This is a genomic window from Bradyrhizobium sp. UNPA324, from assembly GCF_006658635.1.
GTDB classification, from domain to species: domain Bacteria; phylum Pseudomonadota; class Alphaproteobacteria; order Rhizobiales; family Xanthobacteraceae; genus Bradyrhizobium; species Bradyrhizobium nanningense.
Genome location: NZ_LFJD01000004.1, coordinates 3,307,327 through 3,324,892, shown reverse-complemented (window position 1 = coordinate 3,324,892; position 17,566 = coordinate 3,307,327). Strand labels below are relative to the sequence as shown.

The window sequence follows — 17,566 nt, the reverse complement described above, 5'->3', positions numbered from 1 at the left end:
GCAAGCTGAAACCTCGACTCATCCGTCCCCATGGCCAAGAACACGCTTTCCTTCGTCTGCCAGAACTGCGGCGCGGCCTATAACCGCTGGCAGGGCAAGTGCGAGTCCTGCGGCGAGTGGAATACGCTCGCCGAGGAGGACACCAGCGGCAGCGTGCCCGTCTCGATTCGCTCCAGGCGCAAAGGGCGGACGTTCGCGCTGGAGAGCCTCGCCGGCAAGAGCCCGGACGCGCCGCGCCTGTCCTCAGGCATGACCGAGCTCGACCGCGTCACCGGCGGCGGCTTCGTCCGCGGCTCGGTGCTGCTGGTCGGCGGCGATCCCGGCATCGGCAAATCGACGCTGCTGACGCAGGCGACCAGCCTGCTGGCGCGCGCCGGCCACCGCGTCGTCTACATCTCCGGCGAAGAGGCGGTCGCGCAGGTGCGCCTGCGCGCCGAGCGGCTCGGGCTGTCGGATGCGCCGGTGCAGCTCGCGGCCGAGACGTCTGTCGAGGACATCGTCTCGACCCTGTCGGAGGGCGCGGTGCCCCGGCTGATCGTGATCGACTCGATCCAGACCATGTGGACCGACACGGTGGAATCGGCGCCCGGCACGGTGACGCAGGTGCGCGCCTCGGCGCAGGCGCTGATCCGTTTTGCCAAGAAAAGCGGCGCGGCCATCATCCTGGTCGGCCATGTCACCAAGGACGGCCAGATCGCCGGTCCCCGCGTGGTCGAGCACATGGTCGACGCCGTGATGTCGTTCGAGGGCGAAGGTTCGCAGCAATTCCGCATCCTGCGCGCCGTGAAGAACCGTTTCGGCCCGACCGACGAGATCGGCGTGTTCGAGATGACGGGGCTGGGCCTGCGCGAGGTCACCAACCCCTCGGAGCTGTTCCTGTCCGAGCGCGATCTCGGCACGCCCGGCACCGCAGTCTTCGCGGGTATCGAGGGCACGCGGCCCGTTTTGGTCGAATTGCAGGCGCTGGTGGCGCCGACCTCGCTCGGCACGCCGCGGCGCGCGGTGGTCGGCTGGGATCCGAGCCGGCTGTCGATGGTGCTGGCGGTGCTTGAGGCCCATTGCGGGGTCAAGCTGTCCGGCCACGACGTCTATCTGAACGTGGCGGGCGGCCTGCGCATCCAGGAGCCGGCAGCGGACCTCGCCGCGGCGGCGGCGCTGGTGTCATCCCTGGTTAACGCGCAATTGCCGACCGATGCGGTCTATTTCGGCGAGATCTCGCTGTCCGGCGTGGTTCGCCCGGTGGCGCAGACGCCGGCCCGGCTGAAGGAAGCCGCCAAACTCGGCTTTCAGCGCGCCGTACTGCCCGAATCGGCACGCGGCGAGAGCGGCGGCGATGCCGGATTGTCGCTGAATGCGGTCAATAGCCTGACGACCTTGGTGGCCGAGATCGCCGCCCGCGGCTCCCGCCGGGGCGAATCGAACGCGCCGGCAGAGAAAAATGCCACACCAGCAAGATTCCGCCGCGGAGAGGGTTAGGTGGAGGTGACGCCGGAGGCCCCCGCCGCTATACAGCCGTCACAAAAGCAGCATGGGATTGCGTGGTTGCGGCCTTGCCGGGAACGCCGTCTGCCCCTCTTTTAAGGCAGCGGCCAAGCACCGATTCGCTGAGCACCTTTGAAGTACGAGCGGACCAGACCAGCCGATGCCAGTAACACTCCTCGACCTGATCCTGCTCGGTGTGATGCTGATCTCGGGCCTGCTCGCCATGGTCCGCGGCTTCATGCGCGAAATCCTCTCGATCGCAGCGTGGGGCGCGGCCGCGATCGTGACGCTCTACTCCTTCTCCAAGCTGCTGCCGACCGCCAAGACCTATTTCAACAACGACACCGTCGCGAGCGTGGTCGTCGTCGCGGGCGTGTTCGTCGGCACCCTGGTCGTGGTCTCCGTGATCACGGTCCGAATCTCCGACATGATCCTGGATTCGCGCATCGGCGCGCTGGACCGCACCCTCGGCTTCCTGTTTGGCCTGGCTCGCGGGCTTTTGATCGTCGTGGTCGCCTTCCTGTTCTTCACCTGGCTGGTGCCGGACAAGCAGCGCCCGGACTGGGTCACGGGGGCCAAGTCCCGCGTGGTGCTCCAGGGAACCGGGGATTGGCTGATGGCCCTCTTGCCTGACGACCCCGAGAACACCATCTTGAAGAGATTCAAGAAAAACAAACCAGATGATGATCAAGCTGATTCCGAGCAGCAGCCTTCGGGCGGTGGCGACGGATACAGTAAACCTGCTCGCGACAGTTTGAAGAAACTGATCGAGAAACCTGCGGCGCGTTGATTGCCCCTAAATGAGAGGCGCGGACGAGATGCGACACCCTGACCAGGACGCCCAACTTGATCTCGATCCAAACGCCGGTCCGGGCCCGGCCACGCTAGAGGTTCAGGACGACCTGGAGGGCGATACGCTGCGCGAGGAATGCGGCGTATTCGGCATCTACGGTCACCCCGACGCCGCCGCCATCACCGCGCTCGGCCTGCATGCCCTTCAGCACCGCGGCCAGGAAGCCGCCGGCATCGTCTCCTACGACGGCGGCCGTTTTCACAGTGAACGCCGGCTCGGCCTCGTCGGCGATACTTTCTCCCGCCGCGAGGTGATCGACCGCCTGCCCGGCAATATGGCCGTCGGCCATGTCCGCTATTCCACCACCGGCGCCACCATCCTGCGCAACGTGCAGCCGCTGTTCGCCGAGCTCAATGCCGGCGGCCTCGCGGTGGCCCACAATGGCAACCTCACCAACGGCCTGACGCTGCGTCGCGAGCTCGTGAAGAGCGGCGCGATGATGCAGTCGACCACCGACACCGAGGTGATCCTGCACCTGGTCGCGCGCTCCAGACGCAGCCGCTTCATCGAGCGCTATATCGACGCGCTGCGCGAGATCGAGGGCGCCTATGCGCTGGTCTCGCTGACCAACAAGAAGCTGGTCGGCGCGCGCGATCCGCGCGGCATCCGCCCGCTGGTGCTCGGCGAGCTCGAAGGCTGCCCGATCCTGACTTCGGAGACCTGCGCACTCGACATCATCGGCGCGCGCTTCATCCGCGACATCGAGCCAGGTGAGGTCATCGTGTTCGACGAGAACGGCCAGGACATCCACAAGCCGTTCCCGCCGATGGCGCCCCGCCCCTGCATCTTCGAGTACATCTATTTCTCCCGTCCGGATTCGATCGTCCACGGCCGCTCGGTCTACGAGGTCCGCAAGGCCTTCGGCGCACAGCTTGCGCGCGAGAGCCACGTGCCGATCGACGTCGTCGTGCCGGTGCCGGATTCCGGCGTGCCCGCCGCGGTCGGCTACAGCCAGCATTCCGGCGTACCGTTCGAGCTCGGCATCATCCGCAACCATTATGTCGGCCGCACCTTCATCCAGCCGACGCAGGCGATCCGCGAATCCGGCGTGCGCATGAAGCACTCCGCCAACCGCGCCGCGATCGAGGGCAAGCGCATCATCCTGATCGACGACTCGCTGGTGCGCGGCACCACCTCGAAGAAGATCGTGCGCATGATGCGCGATGCCGGCGCCAAGGAAGTGCACTTCCGCCTCGCTTCGCCCCCGATCCTGTATCCCGATTACTACGGCATCGACCTGCCCGACCGCGGCGGCCTTCTGGCGGCGACGCATTCGCTGGAGGAGATGCGCGAGATCATCGGCGCCGACTCGCTCGCCTTCCTGTCGATCGACGGCATGTACCGCGCCATGGGCGAGCCCGGCCGCGACCCCGCCAATCCGAAATTCTCGGATCATTGCTTTACCGGCGCCTATCCGACCCACCTCACCGACCAGACCCAGACCGAGCAGCAGCCGCGGCAGCTGTCGCTGCTGGCGGAGGCGAGCTGACGGCGGAGCGCCCCCCGGGGGCTCATCAGAGGTCCTTTTCGTCATGGCCGGGCTTGTCCCGGCCATCCACGTCTGTAATACCCGCCACAAAGAACGTGGATGCCCGGGACAAGCCCAGGCATGACGGAAGTATTCGACGATGACAAAACCCCTCACCGATCGCATCGCTCTCGTCACCGGCGCCTCGCGCGGCATCGGCTATGCCACGGCCCTCGCTCTGGCGAAGGCTGGCGCGCATATCGTTGCCGCCGCGCGCACGCAAGGCGGGCTGGAAGAGCTCGACGACGAGATCCGCAAACTCGGCGGCAGCGCCACCCTGGTGCCGCTCAACCTCACCGATTCCGACGGCATCGCACGCCTCGGCGCCGGCCTGCACGAACGCTATGGCAAGCTCGACATCCTCGTCGGCAATGCCGGCGTGCTCGGCCCCTCCTCGCCGATCGGCCATATCGAACTCAAGACATTCAACGACGTGATGGCCGTCAACGTCTCCGCGAACTTCCAGCTGATCCGCTGCATGGAGCCGCTGCTGAAGCAGTCCGACGCCGGCCGCGCCGTGTTCATCACCTCGGGCGCCGCCACCAAGGCGACCGCCTATGTCAGCCCCTACGCGGCATCCAAGGCCGCGCTGGAAACATTGGCGCGCGCCTGGGCGCAGGAGACCGCGAACACCAAGCTGCGCGTCAATCTGTTCAACCCCGGCCCGGTCCGCACCCGCATGCGGGCCACGCTGATGCCGGGCGAGGATCCGGCAGCGCTCGACACGCCCGAGCAGGTCGCCGAATTCATCGTGCCGCTATGCACGCCCGACTGGACCGAGACCGGCAAATTCTACGACTACAAGACCCGCAAGCTGATGAGCTTCCGTTCGCCCGCCTGATTGACTCGCTAACCTCCCCGCGATTGACTGCCGCTGCTCAAGCGGCAGCAAGCCGCGAGCCAAGAAATGGGAGACAGCAATTCGGCAACCCGGTCCATTGCGTGAAGCTCGCCAATGACGGCCTCGCCGATGTCTGCGACCGCATCAACAACCGCATCCAGGCGTTCAGGAAGGACGGCAGCTTCGTGAAGGAGTTCTTCTTCGAGAAGAACACGCTAGGCAACGGCGCGGTGTGGGACATCGCGCTCTGGCCCGATCCAAAGCAGACCTATCTGCTCAACGCCGACGGCGAGAACAACGAAATCAGGATCATCAAGCGCGAGGACGGCAGCGTGGTCGGCAGCTTCGGGCACAGCGGCCGCAATGCCGGTCAATTCCACTGGGTGCACGCCATGGCAATCGACGGGAGGGGTAACGTCTATACCGCCGAGGTCGACACCGGAAAGCGCATCCAGAAATTCAAGCTGACATCGGATGCGCTGAAATAGCGTCTCAACGCATTTTGTCCAAAAGTTAACCGACGGATGACGCTACGGCGCCGTGTCATCCGGCTTTAGGCGCATTGCCGCCGGGCCTCGGACAGGCTAGAGCCATCGGAAGGACCAAGACTCCGCAAAGAGAGCCGTCCGCATATTTGACAATGGAGGAAACCTTTTATGACGACGACGTTCGCGCGCCGCTCCGCGGCCCTTCTCGCCTGTGCCGCCTTCGGTTTTGCAACATCCGCTTTCGCGCAGGACAAGACCGTCAAGATCGGCGTGCTCAACGACATGTCGAGCCTCTATGCCGACATTGGCGGCCCGAACTCGGTGGTCGCGATCAAGATGGCGGTCGAGGATTCCGGCCTGCTCAAGAAGGGCTGGAAGATCGACGTCATCAGCGGCGACCATCAGAACAAGCCCGACGTCGGGGTCAACATCACCCGGCAGTGGATCGACACCGAGAAGGTTGACGCCATCGCCGACACGCCGAATTCCGGTGTGGCGCTCGCGGTCAGCAACGTCGTCAAGGAGAAGAACGCCGTGCTGCTCAATTCGGGAGCGGCCTCGGCCGACCTGACGGGCAAGGCTTGCACCCCGAACACGATCTCGTTCACCTACGACACCTACATGCTCGCCAACGGCACCGGCAAGGCGCTCACGAAAGCGGGCGGCGACAGCTGGTTCTTCCTGACCGCCGATTATGCCTTTGGTCATGCGCTCGAGCGTGACACCAGCGCCGTTGTCACGGCCAATGGGGGCAAGGTGCTCGGTGGCGTCAAGCATCCACTGAACACGGCGGACTTTTCGTCCTTCCTACTGCAGGCGCAATCCTCCAAGGCCAAGGTGATTGGGCTCGCCAATGCCGGCGGCGATACCACCAACGCGATCAAGCAGGCCGCCGAGTTCGGCATCGTTCAAGGCGGCCAGAAGCTCGCCGCGCTCCTGCTCTTCATCAACGACGTGCACTCGCTCGGTTTGAAGACCGCGCAAGGCCTGACGTTCACGGAATCCTTCTATTGGGACCTGAACGACAAGACCCGCGAATGGTCCAAGCGGTTCGCCGCTGCCGCCAGCAAGAACGCGATGCCCTCGATGACCCAGGCCGGCAATTACGCGATGGTCCTGCACTATCTCAAGGCCATGGACGCGCTCGGCGGCAATCCGCATGACGGCGCCAAGGTCGTCGCCAAGATGAAGGAGCTGCCGACCGACGACCCGCTGTTCGGCAAGGGCCCGCTGCGCGAGGACGGCCGCCGTATCATCCCCGCCTATCTGTTCGAGGTGAAGAAGCCCGAGGAATCGAAGGGCCCGTGGGACTATTACAAGCAGATCGCCACGATCTCGGCGGAAGACGCGGCCAAGCCGCTCAAGGACAGCGATTGCCCGCTGGTGAAGAAGTAAATCAAGCAGAAGGCGGGCAAGGCGCCGCATGCGTCTTGCCCGCGTTCACTCTGCAATGGAAATACATCGGGACCAGCATCCCCGCATTGTCACCAAGTGTAGCGCGCTAGGCCTTTTCCGGCGAAGCTCGAGGTGACGCTTGAGAACTCGCCCTCGAAGGTTGCCGCGAGCGAGAACCCGTTCAGCCATCTCATTTCGGCTGTCGCGGAAGTAAGCGCAGCATCCCGCGCTGGCGCTGCCCCACCCACAACAAAGGATGCGCCTGGCAACGTCTGGAAGGTCGCGGCAATGCTGCGATCGGTGTTGTAGTCGTGTGCCCAGCCGAAGCGGCTGCGTAGGGTCAGGATCGAGCTCGACCATGCGAACGACCTGTCGGTACGAAAGCCGAGCTCCGAGCGCGGCGACGTTACGTTCTTGGCGGCATAAGCCAGCGCAAAGGTGTTGGTGCCGCCAACGGCTTGCTCGGCGTAATTCGGCAGTTCGAAGCTTGTAAATTGCGCGGCGGCATAGGGTGTGACTCCCACCCCGCCCCAGGGGATGATGAAGCGATAGCCGCCTTCGAGACGCCCGGCCCACGCATTGGCGTTGAACTGCGCGCGCAATTGGTCAGCGCCGGCAATCGCAACCGTCCGGTTGGTCGTGACATCCTGCCAGCCATAGGCCAAAGCGGCCGAGACATAGGCAGCACCGGCCGTATGGAGCACATTTGCACCGGCCTGGAACAGATCGGATCGGCCTGAACCAAGACCATTGGCGACAACGAAGTTGGTGCCACCGCCTGCGAGCGCGAAACCGATTTGTGTGAATGGCGAGATCCGGTATGCGGCGCCGACGGCCGCGCCGCCGATGCGGCTTGTCGCCGCGTTCGATCCCTGTGCCGCATTGCCATCGGTGGTCTGCGAACCGCCAAAGCCCGCGCCCCACACCTGCCAACGCTGGTCGAAACCGGCAGCCGCCGTTGCCTTGGTGATCATGGTGTAGGCGTCACGTTCGGAGCCGGAGCGGCGGCGACCGCCGCTTGCATAGCTATCGACCGTCCCCTCGTCCTGAAATGAAGTCGCTGTCGACGCAATCCTGTCCCGTCCTGCAGCCAACGGATCGGTCAGCAAATTGACGAACAGGCTCATGACGTCGAACGTCGCCTGCTGTGAACCCGTAGCTACCTCGCCTGACGCCTGGGTCAGGTTTGCCGGAACGTTCCCGCTGAAGATGCCGCCATATGCCGCGGGCACGCTGCCGAAGGAATTGAACGCATGATCCAGCACGGTGGCAACCGCGCGCTGGTTCTTATTGAGGCCGGTGATTTGCGCAAGACCCGAGCCTAGAACGAGTTGTACCGTATTGCCCGAATATGTCAGCGAGCCGGAGATTCCGGTTGGCGTCGCCACGGAATCAAACCGGGAGCCGTTCAGCGTCGCAGCACTGAGGATGGTGTAGGGCGAATTGAATCGGACGGTACCGTCGGCGAGAGCAACCCGGACCGTGCCGGCCAGTGTCGCCGCCCCCGTCACATTGGTGAGGTCGGAGGCGGACGACGACACCTGAACCAGGTAGGCCGAAGCCGCCGTGAACACGAGGCTACCCTGAACCGCAATCGTCCCGATCGAATTGCCCGGGGAGAGGATACCGCCGCTTACGACGGTGTTACCGACGGTGCCGATGCCACCGAGAATCCCGCCGGCGTTGACCACGAGATTGTTTGCCGACGCGATATTGCCGTTCACGATGAGCGCGCCGCCATCGACATGAATGTCACCGGCAAAGGAGCCCGTGCCGGTCAGCGTCCAGATTGAATCGTTCACCTTGTTGAAGCTGCTGAATCCCTGGTACTGGGCAGCCGCACCCAACGCGCTGACATCGAAGGTCGCGGCACCGCTGCCGCCGAGCTGGAACGTATCGCTGCCTCCGCCAAGCACATTGCCGGTGATGATCGATCCAGGCGCGAGCGTGAGAACGTTGCCGCTGCCGGCAAATTGTATGGCGGCCGTCCCGCCGCTTATGGTGCCCGCGTTGAAGACGGACGACCCGCCCGTCCCTGCATAGATGCCGTTGCCCGCGAGGCCCGAGATCGCGCCGTAATTGATCACCGAGACAGATCCAGCGCTGGCGCGGACGCCGGTGTCGCCGCCACTGATCTGCGCACCGATGTAATTGGTTACAACCGCGCTCGTCTCAGCGCGAATGGCATAGCCAGAACCGCCTGCGCTGATCGTCCCGGAGTTGGCGATGGAGGCGACCCCATGATTGGCATAGATCGCGTTATTGATCAGGCTCGTGATCTGCCCGCCGACGCCATTGGTCACATTGACGTCAGTGAAGGCAAGAATCGCGGTGTTGTTCAGGCCGGCAATGGTCCCGAAGTTTGTGACGCTTGCAGAGCCCGCATTGGCGACCAAACCACCGCTCAGGCTTCCACCGGCGCCATTCGCTATCGTCAGATTGGCGTGCGCGGAGGCGGCCGATCCGGCGCTACTTGTGATGGTCCCGAAATTCCTGATCGTAATCGATCCACTGGAGGTGTGGACGCCGTCCGTGGCACCGGTAATGGTCCCGGTGGCAGCGTTGGTAACGTCGACGTCGCCGGTCGCATCGAGCCCGTAACTGGTGCTACCTGTAATCGTGCCGGCATTGGTGAGGTTCAATACCTGATTGGCCGCAACGCCGGTTATGCCGCCGGAAATCAGGCCGCCTGCCATGTTGGAGACGGTCGCTGTACCGTAAGCAAGAACGCCATATGAGGTGCCGACGATATTGCCGAAATTCGTGACATTGGCGGCAGCGGAATATCCGGAATTGATGCCCAGATCGCCTGTGATTGTACCGCCCGCATTGTTGGTAACCGTGGCGTTGACAAAGGCGAATACGCCAATGTTCGCGTTGGCCGTGATGGTGCCGGCGTTGATGACAATCACGCTGCCATTGTTCGAGCCAACGCCGAATGACGCAGTCCCGGTGATACTGGCGCTGGGGCCATTTGTGACGGTGAGGTCGTTCTGTGCGAAAACGCCGCTTGTCGCCCCGGTGACGGTTCCGGAGTTACTGACCGTCGCGCTCCCGACCCTGATTCCGCTGCCAGCGCTTCCCGTCACCGAGGCGCCGCTGCCGACATCGATGACGATGCCGGCTTGATTGCCGGTGCCGTAGCCGTTGGTCCCATTTTGGTCGGTCGTAGACCCCGAGCATGCGACGATCGTACCCGGTGGGGGATTGGGACTATTGTCGGCCGCCGGTGAACAAGCCGCAAGCGCCCCATCCGTCAGCGCGAGCGTTACGCAACCAGCGATCGCAGCAACAGCTCCCAAAGATGGCAAGCGCAACCGGGGAAAATACCCTGTCCAGACCGGCACACGCGCCATCGCAATCTGCTTTGCCTCGGGCACAATAGATTGCCCGACCTTCAATGCGGAAAAGAACGAATCAACAGATCCATTTTTTGCACGCCAAACCCACGTTCGGAAGCTTCTGCGCGGGTCAATCGGACAGAATTCCTAAGAAACGCACATGCTGTTGCAGATCGGCGACAGTCGCAACCGCGCGTCAGCGGATGGGTGCGGCCATCGCCGTCGCACGAGCCGCGATCATGAGCGACAGCACGATCAAGGCCGCCGCCAGCAGGAACGGCGCGCCGGGCAAATGCAACGGCGCGCTGCTGCCGATGAAATACGAGAACGTCAGCGTGAACAGGAACGGGCCGACCAGCTGCGACACGCTCTGCACGCTCGCGGTCGCGCCCTGCAGCTGGCCCTGCTGATCGGGCGCGACGAGCCGCGTCATCAACGCTTGCGACGCGGCGCCCGAGATGCCCCACAGCGCCAGAATGGGAATTCCGATCCAGGACAGCGGCCCCGTCGGTGCAGCGCCGAGGACCACGAAGCCGACCGCGCCGCAGCACAGCCCGAGCAACAGGGCCTTGGGTTCGCCGAGCATGCGCACGATCGGGCCGATCGCGAGCCCCTGCACCACCATGGCGCAGATGCCGACCATCGCCAGCGTCAATCCCACGGTCTTGGAATCCCAGCCATAGCGATAGGTCGCATAAAGCACGAAGGTCGAGGGCAGCACGACATGCGCGACCTGCGCGATGAAATTGACGACCGACAACGCGGCAAGCGTTGCATTGGAGCGCAGCAGGCGCAGCGCCCCGAGAGGACTGGCCGTTCGCCAGCGAAACGGCGCGCGCTTGTCGGCCGCCAGCGATTCCGGCAGGACGAACAGCCCATAGAGCGCGTTGGCGAGGCTCAATCCCGCCGAGGCCCAGAACGGCAGGCGCGGATCGATATCGCCGAGCAGGCCGCCCAGCGCCGGACCGAGCACGAAGCCGGCACCGAAGGCTGCGCCGATCCGGCCAAAGACCGCCGCACGCCGCTCCGGCGGGGTGATGTCCGCGATATAGGCAAAGGCCGTCGAGATGCTGGCCGAGGTAATGCCGGAGATCACGCGGCCGACGAACAGCCAGGCCAGCGACGGCGCCAGCGCCATCAGCACATAGTCGGCGGCAAGGCCAAAATTCGACAGCAGCACCACCGGCCGTCGCCCGAACCGATCCGACAGCGCCCCTAACAGCGGCGAGAACACGAATTGCATCAGCGCCCAGGCGGTGCCGAACAGGCCGAAGATGCGGGCCGCATGCGCGGTGTCGTTGTCGACGAAGCTCTCGATCAGCTTCGGCAGGATCGGCATGATGACGCCGAGCGCGAGCATGTCGAGCAGGATGGTGACGAAGATGAAGGCGACCGCCCCGCGCCTCGCCGGCACAGCGCCCTGCGCCGTCGCCTCGCCGGCACTGTGGCTCACGACGGGCGCTTGCGCTTGTGCGCGAAGGGATTGGCCTTCTCGCGCAGGGTGATGCGCACCGGCGTGCCCGGCAGATCGAAGGTCTCGCGCATGGAATTGGTGAGATAGCGCAAATAGGACTGCGGCACCGCGTCGGCGCGCGAGCAGAACAGCACGAAGCTCGGCGGGCGCGCCTTGTTCTGCGTGATGTAGTTCAGCTTCAGCCTGCGGCCGGACACCGCCGGCGGCGGGTTGGCCTGGACCGCCTGCTCGAACCAGCGATTGAGCGCCGAGGTCGGCACGCGCCTGTTCCAGACCGCATAGGCATCCTGGACCGCCTGCATCAGGCGGTCGATGCCTTCGCCCATCAGACCGGAGACGGCGACGATTGGCACGCCCTTGACCTGCGGCAGCCAGTGATCCGCATCACGGCGCAGAGTCGAGATCGCGCCGCCGCCCTTGGTCTCCATCAGATCCCATTTGTTGACGGCGAGCACGATGGCGCGGCCCTCGCGCTCGACCAAATCGGCGATGCGCAAATCCTGCTCCTCGAAACGGTTCTGCGTGTCCATCATCAGCACGACGACTTCGGCAAAGCGGACCGCGCGCAGCGCGTCGGCGACCGAGAGCTTTTCCAGCTTCTCCTCGATGCGCGAACGCCGGCGCAGGCCGGCGGTGTCGAACACGCGAAATTCGCGGCCCTTCCAGTTGATCTCGACCGCGATCGAATCCCGCGTGGTGCCGGCCTCCGGGCTGGTCAGCAGGCGCTCCTCGCCGAGCAGGTGGTTGATCAGCGTCGACTTGCCGGCATTGGGCCGGCCCACGATGGCGACGCGGATCGGGCGGGTCGCGGCCTCTTCCTCGGAGAGCGGCTCGTCGTCCTCGGTCTCGTCTTCGTCGACGGGCTCCGGCATCAGCTTGGCGAGCGCATCGTAGAGCTCGCCCATGCCCTCGCCGTGCTCGGCCGAGATCTGGATGGGATCGCCAAGGCCGAGCGCGAAGGCTTCCATCGCGCCGGCATCGCCGTGCTTGCCCTCGCTCTTGTTGGCGATCAGCAGCACCGGCTTGTTGGCCTTGCGGGCGAAGTCGGCGAAGGCGCGATCGGTGGGCGTGAGGCCGATGCGGGCATCGATGACGAAGAACAGCGCGTCGGCTTGCGCGATCGCGGTCTCGGTCTGCTCCTGCATGCGCGCGGTCAGCGAGCCCTTGGCGCCCTCGTCGAGGCCGGCGGTATCGATGATGGTGAACTCGAGGTCGCCGAGCCTGGCCTCGCCCTCGCGGCGGTCGCGGGTGACGCCCGGCAAATCATCGACGAGCGCGAGCTTCTGTCCGACCAGGCGGTTGAACAGCGTCGATTTGCCGACATTGGGCCGGCCGATGATGGCGATCGTGAAGGGCATCGGTCATTCGTGCGCTGCCGGGGCTGCGCGTGTCAATGAAATGAATGATCAGCGCGAGAAGCTGCCGCTCGGCAGCGGCGCCGGAAACGCCCCCTGCGATTGCTGCTGCGTGGTCTGGGTGGGTTGCGCCTGCTGGACGGGTTGATCCGGCGGCGGCGCGGTGGTGCGCTTGCGTACGATCTTGTGCTTGGGCGGCGGAGCGGCCGTGGACGGCGCCGCCTCCGGCTGGGCCTCGCCGTCAACCTCGCCGGCAGGCGCCTCGGCCGGCGCGACGGCTGCGGCGGCCGGCTGCCTCGTGTGCTTCGCCTTGGCGCCCTTCGCCGGCTTGGCCGGCTCGGGCGGCGGCTCCGCAGGCAAGGCCGCCACGGCGGGTGCGTTCGGATCGGGCTGTTGCTGCTGCGCGCCCTTGTACAACTCCTTCGGCACGCCCTGCTCGAGGCCCGGCACACCTTCCGGAAAGACCGGCTTGCGGTCGCCCGGCAGCTTCTTCTTGGTGTCGAGGAAGTCGAGCATGTCGCTTGGATCGAAGCTGGAGCAGCCGCCCAGGACGCCGGTGAAGGCGATCAGGACGGCGGCTGCGATCAAGCGTGGCGTGCGGCGCATCTTGTGTCTCGTTTACGTCAGAGGGCCCGTCAGTCAGCTCTTGGTCAGCTCTTGGCGACGGGCGGCAGCAGGGCCTGGAGCGCCTCGGCGCGCGAGCGCAGACCGGGCGGCGTTTCGCCGTCCTCGGCGATCGCGTCGAGCCATTTACGGGCCGCGGTCATGTCGTTATTGCGCCAAGCCGACAGCGCCAGCATCTCGCGGGCGCTGTGGCGGAAGGTCGCCTTGGGGGCGGCAGAGGGCTCGAGCCGCTGCTGCACGTCGGCATAGCTGGCGCTGTCGAGGAGCAGGCCGGCAGCGCGAATCTTCGCCAGATCCTGCCACTCACCACCCACGCCGCGATCCGCAGCAAGCTCATCATACATCTTCGCGGCAGCCTTGGGATCGCGTGCGGCAACCTCGGCCGCGGCGCGCAGCCGCGCCAGGGTGCGATAGCCCGACGGCGCCTTGGCCGCGAGTTCGGTGAAGGCCGTCTCCGCCTCAGCGTGTTTGTCCTGCTCGGCCAGCTCGGCGGCCTTGTCGAAGGCGGCGCCGGCCTCGGCGGCCTTCTTGGCTTCGAGATATTGGTAGCCGCGCCAGCCGCCGACGGCGGCCACGATCAGGACCATCAGGGCGATGAAGTAGATCGAATATTTATCCCACAGCTTCTTGAGCTGTTCGCGACGTACTTCCTCGTCGACTTCGTCAAATAATTCAGACACTTATGCTAATCCCATGCCCATCCGGGTGCGCGCGCCGAAGCGTCCGCGTCAGGAATCCCGTCCCCCGTGTGGCGGCGAGGTACCCTAACGTTATGGCGGTGGCAAGGCAAAGCGAGCCCGATCAAGGCGTTAACCACCCGGGAGAGCCCGGATGCCGCCGCCCGGCTCAAGCTCCCAGCAGCTCCCGCAGCTGCCGCTTCAGCACCTTGCCGTTGGCATTGCGCGGCAGCGGTTCCGCCGTGATCGCCATGGTCTCGGGAACCTTGTAGTCAGACAGCCGCTCGGCGCACCAGGCCCGCAGGACCTCGCCGGCGACCGGCTCCCGCGTCACCACCACGGCGTGGACGCGCTCGCCCAGCACCGGGCAGGCCCTGGCAACGATCGCGCTCTCGACCACGGCGGGATGGCCGGCCAGCACGGATTCGACCTCGGCCGAATAGATCTTCAGGCCGCCGCGATTGATCATGTCCTTTTGCCGGTCGAACACGCGGACGAACCCTTCCGCGTCGACCGAGCCGAGATCGCCCGAGTGCCAGAATCCGCCCGTGAAGCTTTCGGCGGTGGCTTTCGGGTTATTCCAATAGCCCTTGATGACGGAGGCGCTCTGGATCCAGAGCTCACCGATCTCGCCGCGCGGCAATGTGCGCCCATCTGGGTCCATCGCCACGATGCGCGCGCCGGGGCACGGCAGGCCGACGCTGTCGATGTGGCTCTCGGTCAGCTCGCCCGGCATGATCGTCGAAGGCGACGTCGTCTCGGTCGCGCCGTAGCAGTTCATCAGCTTCAGGCCCGGAATCTTCGCCTTGAGCTTCTCGATGGTCGCGACCGGCATCGGCGCGCCACCAAAACCGCCGATGCGCCAGCTCGACAGATCGTAACCGTCGAAATCGGGCTGCAGCAGGCAGAGATTATACATCGCCGGCACCATCACCGTGTAGGTGACGCGCTCGCGCGCGGCGAGCTTGAGGTAATCGGCAGCCTTGAACTCGGGCATGATGATCAGCGCGCCGCCGCAGCGGATCATGGTCGTGATGTTGGCGACGACGCCGGTGACATGGCCGAGCGGCACCGCCGCGATCGAGCGATCGGCTTGCGTCAATTGCAGGCAGGACACGAACACCATCGAGGAATGCACGATGTTGCAATGGGCCAGCATCGCGCCCTTCGGCTTGCCCGTGGTGCCCGAGGTGTAGAGGATCATCGCGGTGTCCTCCTCGCTCACCTCGACCGGCGCCGGCGCCGGGGCGTTGTCGGCGAGCGCGGCGAAGCGCGATCGGGCAGGATCCTCGTCGATGGCGATGCGATGGATCAGATCGGGCACATCCTGCGCGTCGGGCAGCCGCTCGGCAAGCGAGGCTTCGTGGATCAGAATCTTCGCGCCGCAATCGGCGAGCACATAGGCGATCTCCGGCTTCTGCTGGCGCGTGCTGAGCAGCACCGTCACCAGCCCCTCATGCGCGGCGGCAAACAGCAGCAGCGGAAATTCGATGCGGTTGCCGAGCAGGATCGCGACACGATCGCCGCGCTGCAAGCCCAGCTTGCGAAAACCCGCGGCGATCCGCGTCGCCTGCTCCACGGCCTGCCGCCAGCTCAGCCGGACATTGCCTGCGATCAATGCCTCGCCATTCGGATGACGCGCGCAGGCGTCCGCGACCATCGCCCACAGGCTCGCCGGCCGGTCGCAAAAGGCCGGCACCACGCGATCGCCAAAGCGCGCCTCGAGCCGCATCGGCGGGATCTGAGATTGCGACCAATCCATCGGAACACCCTCGGCCTGTTGCTTTGCCACCTTCCGCGCACGGCTGCGCGGAACGGTCTTGCGCTGAGCGGCTGGCTAATTTTGGCGCATGATCTTGTCGGAAAACCGCCCGCACTTTTCCGGATCATGCGCTACACGCCTATGACCGGCACGCCGATCACGACCGGATGGAACGCGAACGCGAGAGCAAGATAGGCGACGACACCGACCGCGACCGCGATCAGGTCATTGGTGACGCCGCCGACCGGGATAGGCGGGCCGCCGGCGTCGGTGCGAGCTTTAAGCGAAATGCGGTCATAGACCGCCCAGCCCAGGAACGAGCCGAACAGGATGATGGAGCCGAGATCGCCGTTGGCCAACAGATGCGCCGCCGCCCACAGCTTGACGCCGGCCAGCATCGGATGCTTCAGCGTCGCGTAGATGCGGCCGCGCAAATAGGAGGCGACCACCAGGATCACCGCAGGCAGCATCAGCGCGACCGTGATGTGCTTCATCGCCTTCGGCGGATACCAGACGTCGATCCAGCCGGAGCTGCGGTAATGGGCAAAGCCCCAGATGATCAGCGCGAGCCCCGCAAGCGAGACCAGCGCATAGAGGATCTTGTAGGTCCCCTCGCCCAGCCTCGCGATTGCCTGCGCACGCGCCTCACGTTTCGTCGTGAAAACATGGGTGGCGAAGAACAGCACCAGCCCCAGGATCATGACCAACAGACCCACGACATCCTCCCCGCAAAGCAGCCCCGCCCCAATGGCGTATCATCGATCGGCCGCAGCTCGCAACTCTTCCTCCTCGTGGTGAGGAGGCGCGAAAGCGCCGCTAACGGACGGCGCTGCGCATCGCCGGGCGAACCATGCAGGCCCGGCTGTTGCGACATTTGGGCCTTTCATCCTTCGAGACGCGCGTGAAGAACGCGCTCCTCAGGATGAGGGGATAGAGCTACTTACCGAGCTCGCGATTGTCGACATAGCGGATCGCGATCGGCCGCCCGGCCAGCGCGCCGCCGAGACCGCCAGTGAATTTCAGCGGCAGGCAGGCTTTCAGCGACGAATTGATCGCATTGAGATAGCTGGTTCGGGTCTCTGCGGGCACGCCCGTAGTCGCATATGTCAGGCGCGGCGGGCCGATCAGGCCGCCCGCCTTGTTGAAGCTGAAGCGCACCGACATCTGCATGCCCGCGCGCGCATTGTCCGATGGCGGCGACCAGCAGCTGCGCAGCTCGGCGAAGAGGTCGCCGATCGTATCGAGATCGTGATCGGGCTTTTGATACTTGGCGCGGTCGGCCTCTGATGGAACGCTCTGGATGATGAGCTGGAGGTTCTGGCCGTAGGGGTAGTCGATCTCGGGAATGCAGGGGCCGGGTTCGAGCGGGCTGCAATAGGACGGCGTGCAGGGCCTGTAGTCGAGCACGCTGCACGGCTCGTGCGCAAACGGGATCGGATTGATCTGGCGTGGCCGCGCGTCGGCGGCGACGATTGATAGCGCCAACAACGTGAAAAAGAAAATGCCGCGCCACATGATGCGAGCTCGCGATGCCACTCAGGGAGATGTGGCATTATCCCTGAACGCGTCAACTCCGTGCGCGTTCACATGCCCGCGTTCAGGCACGCTGTCGTCGCCCGGCTTGACCGGGCGACCCAGTATTCCAGAGACGACAGTGATTGAGCCGAGGGGCCGCGGCGTACTGGATGCCCCGGACAAGCCGGGGCATGACAGCGGTGGGGGTGGCTGCGAGCGGAGAACGTATCC

Annotated in this window: 13 protein-coding genes and 1 pseudogene; 6 read left to right on the top strand and 8 right to left on the bottom strand. The window is 65.1% G+C overall.

The window, feature by feature from the left end:
* The first annotated feature begins 30 nt into the window (after positions 1-30).
* The 6 genes and pseudogenes from radA (at position 31) to UNPA324_RS16035 (ending at position 6,587) form a co-directional block, all read left to right on the top strand.
* On the top strand, positions 31-1,476 hold the full coding sequence (radA, locus tag UNPA324_RS16060) for a DNA repair protein RadA (RefSeq protein ID WP_128917573.1): 1,446 nt from the start codon (positions 31-33) through the stop codon (positions 1,474-1,476).
* 166 nt (positions 1,477-1,642) lie between these two features.
* Positions 1,643-2,272, top strand: coding sequence for a CvpA family protein (locus UNPA324_RS16055; protein ID WP_018646074.1), 630 nt, complete (start codon positions 1,643-1,645; stop codon positions 2,270-2,272).
* Positions 2,273-2,300: 28 nt separating this feature from the next.
* Positions 2,301-3,824 carry an amidophosphoribosyltransferase gene (purF, locus tag UNPA324_RS16050; protein ID WP_141935114.1) on the top strand — a complete coding sequence of 508 codons (1,524 nt, stop codon included), beginning with the start codon at positions 2,301-2,303 and terminating at the stop codon, positions 3,822-3,824.
* 139 nt (positions 3,825-3,963) lie between these two features.
* On the top strand, positions 3,964-4,704 hold the full coding sequence (locus tag UNPA324_RS16045) for an SDR family NAD(P)-dependent oxidoreductase (RefSeq protein WP_141935113.1): 741 nt from the start codon (positions 3,964-3,966) through the stop codon (positions 4,702-4,704).
* Between the two features lie 74 nt (positions 4,705-4,778).
* A pseudogene (locus tag UNPA324_RS16040) lies at positions 4,779-5,192 on the top strand (NHL repeat-containing protein); the annotation flags it as partial.
* 168 nt (positions 5,193-5,360) lie between these two features.
* Entirely contained in the window at positions 5,361-6,587 is a 1,227-nt protein-coding gene (locus UNPA324_RS16035) for an ABC transporter substrate-binding protein (protein WP_141935112.1), read from the top strand.
* Positions 6,588-6,676: 89 nt separating this feature from the next.
* On the opposite strand, the gene UNPA324_RS16030 is transcribed toward UNPA324_RS16035, so the two are convergent.
* The 8 genes from UNPA324_RS16030 to UNPA324_RS15995 form a co-directional block, all read right to left on the bottom strand.
* Positions 6,677-9,943: an autotransporter outer membrane beta-barrel domain-containing protein gene (locus UNPA324_RS16030; RefSeq protein ID WP_246667177.1), complete on the bottom strand. Its 3,267-nt coding sequence runs from the start codon at positions 9,941-9,943 to the stop codon at positions 6,677-6,679.
* A gap of 181 nt (positions 9,944-10,124) precedes the next feature.
* On the bottom strand, positions 10,125-11,381 hold the full coding sequence (locus UNPA324_RS16025; RefSeq protein WP_141935111.1) for a TCR/Tet family MFS transporter: 1,257 nt from the start codon (positions 11,379-11,381) through the stop codon (positions 10,125-10,127).
* Entirely contained in the window at positions 11,378-12,760 is a 1,383-nt protein-coding gene (gene der / locus UNPA324_RS16020; protein ID WP_128917578.1) for a ribosome biogenesis GTPase Der, read from the bottom strand. Before der ends, UNPA324_RS16025 begins: the two co-directional genes overlap by 4 nt.
* Positions 12,761-12,808: 48 nt before the next feature.
* A complete protein-coding gene (locus UNPA324_RS16015; protein ID WP_128917579.1) occupies positions 12,809-13,363 on the bottom strand; it encodes a hypothetical protein in 555 nt (184 codons plus the stop codon).
* A gap of 44 nt (positions 13,364-13,407) precedes the next feature.
* Positions 13,408-14,061 carry a tetratricopeptide repeat protein gene (locus UNPA324_RS16010; protein ID WP_128917580.1) on the bottom strand — a complete coding sequence of 218 codons (654 nt, stop codon included), beginning with the start codon at positions 14,059-14,061 and terminating at the stop codon, positions 13,408-13,410.
* Positions 14,062-14,227: 166 nt separating this feature from the next.
* Positions 14,228-15,820: a class I adenylate-forming enzyme family protein gene (locus UNPA324_RS16005; protein WP_128917581.1), complete on the bottom strand. Its 1,593-nt coding sequence runs from the start codon at positions 15,818-15,820 to the stop codon at positions 14,228-14,230.
* Between the two features lie 131 nt (positions 15,821-15,951).
* Positions 15,952-16,536, bottom strand: coding sequence for an NnrU family protein (locus UNPA324_RS16000; protein WP_128917582.1), 585 nt, complete (start codon positions 16,534-16,536; stop codon positions 15,952-15,954).
* Between the two features lie 220 nt (positions 16,537-16,756).
* Positions 16,757-17,335, bottom strand: coding sequence for a UCP034077 family protein (locus tag UNPA324_RS15995; RefSeq protein WP_128917583.1), 579 nt, complete (start codon positions 17,333-17,335; stop codon positions 16,757-16,759).
* Positions 17,336-17,566: the final 231 nt, after the last annotated feature.

Bases quoted from the DNA above. Each gene is read 5' to 3' on its own strand.
- UNPA324_RS16035 (WP_141935112.1), top strand. From the start codon at position 5,361: ATGACGACGACGTTCGCGCGCCGCTCCGCGGCCCTTCTCGCCTGTGCC.
- UNPA324_RS16005 (WP_128917581.1), bottom strand. From the start codon at position 15,820: ATGGATTGGTCGCAATCTCAGATCCCGCCGATGCGGCTCGAGGCGCGC.
- UNPA324_RS15995 (WP_128917583.1), bottom strand. From the start codon at position 17,335: ATGTGGCGCGGCATTTTCTTTTTCACGTTGTTGGCGCTATCAATCGTC.
- UNPA324_RS16030 (WP_246667177.1), bottom strand. From the start codon at position 9,943: ATGGCGCGTGTGCCGGTCTGGACAGGGTATTTTCCCCGGTTGCGCTTG.
- UNPA324_RS16055 (WP_018646074.1), top strand. From the start codon at position 1,643: ATGCCAGTAACACTCCTCGACCTGATCCTGCTCGGTGTGATGCTGATC.
- UNPA324_RS16015 (WP_128917579.1), bottom strand. From the start codon at position 13,363: ATGCGCCGCACGCCACGCTTGATCGCAGCCGCCGTCCTGATCGCCTTC.
- radA (WP_128917573.1), top strand. From the start codon at position 31: ATGGCCAAGAACACGCTTTCCTTCGTCTGCCAGAACTGCGGCGCGGCC.
- UNPA324_RS16045 (WP_141935113.1), top strand. From the start codon at position 3,964: ATGACAAAACCCCTCACCGATCGCATCGCTCTCGTCACCGGCGCCTCG.
- der (WP_128917578.1), bottom strand. From the start codon at position 12,760: ATGCCCTTCACGATCGCCATCATCGGCCGGCCCAATGTCGGCAAATCG.
- purF (WP_141935114.1), top strand. From the start codon at position 2,301: ATGCGACACCCTGACCAGGACGCCCAACTTGATCTCGATCCAAACGCC.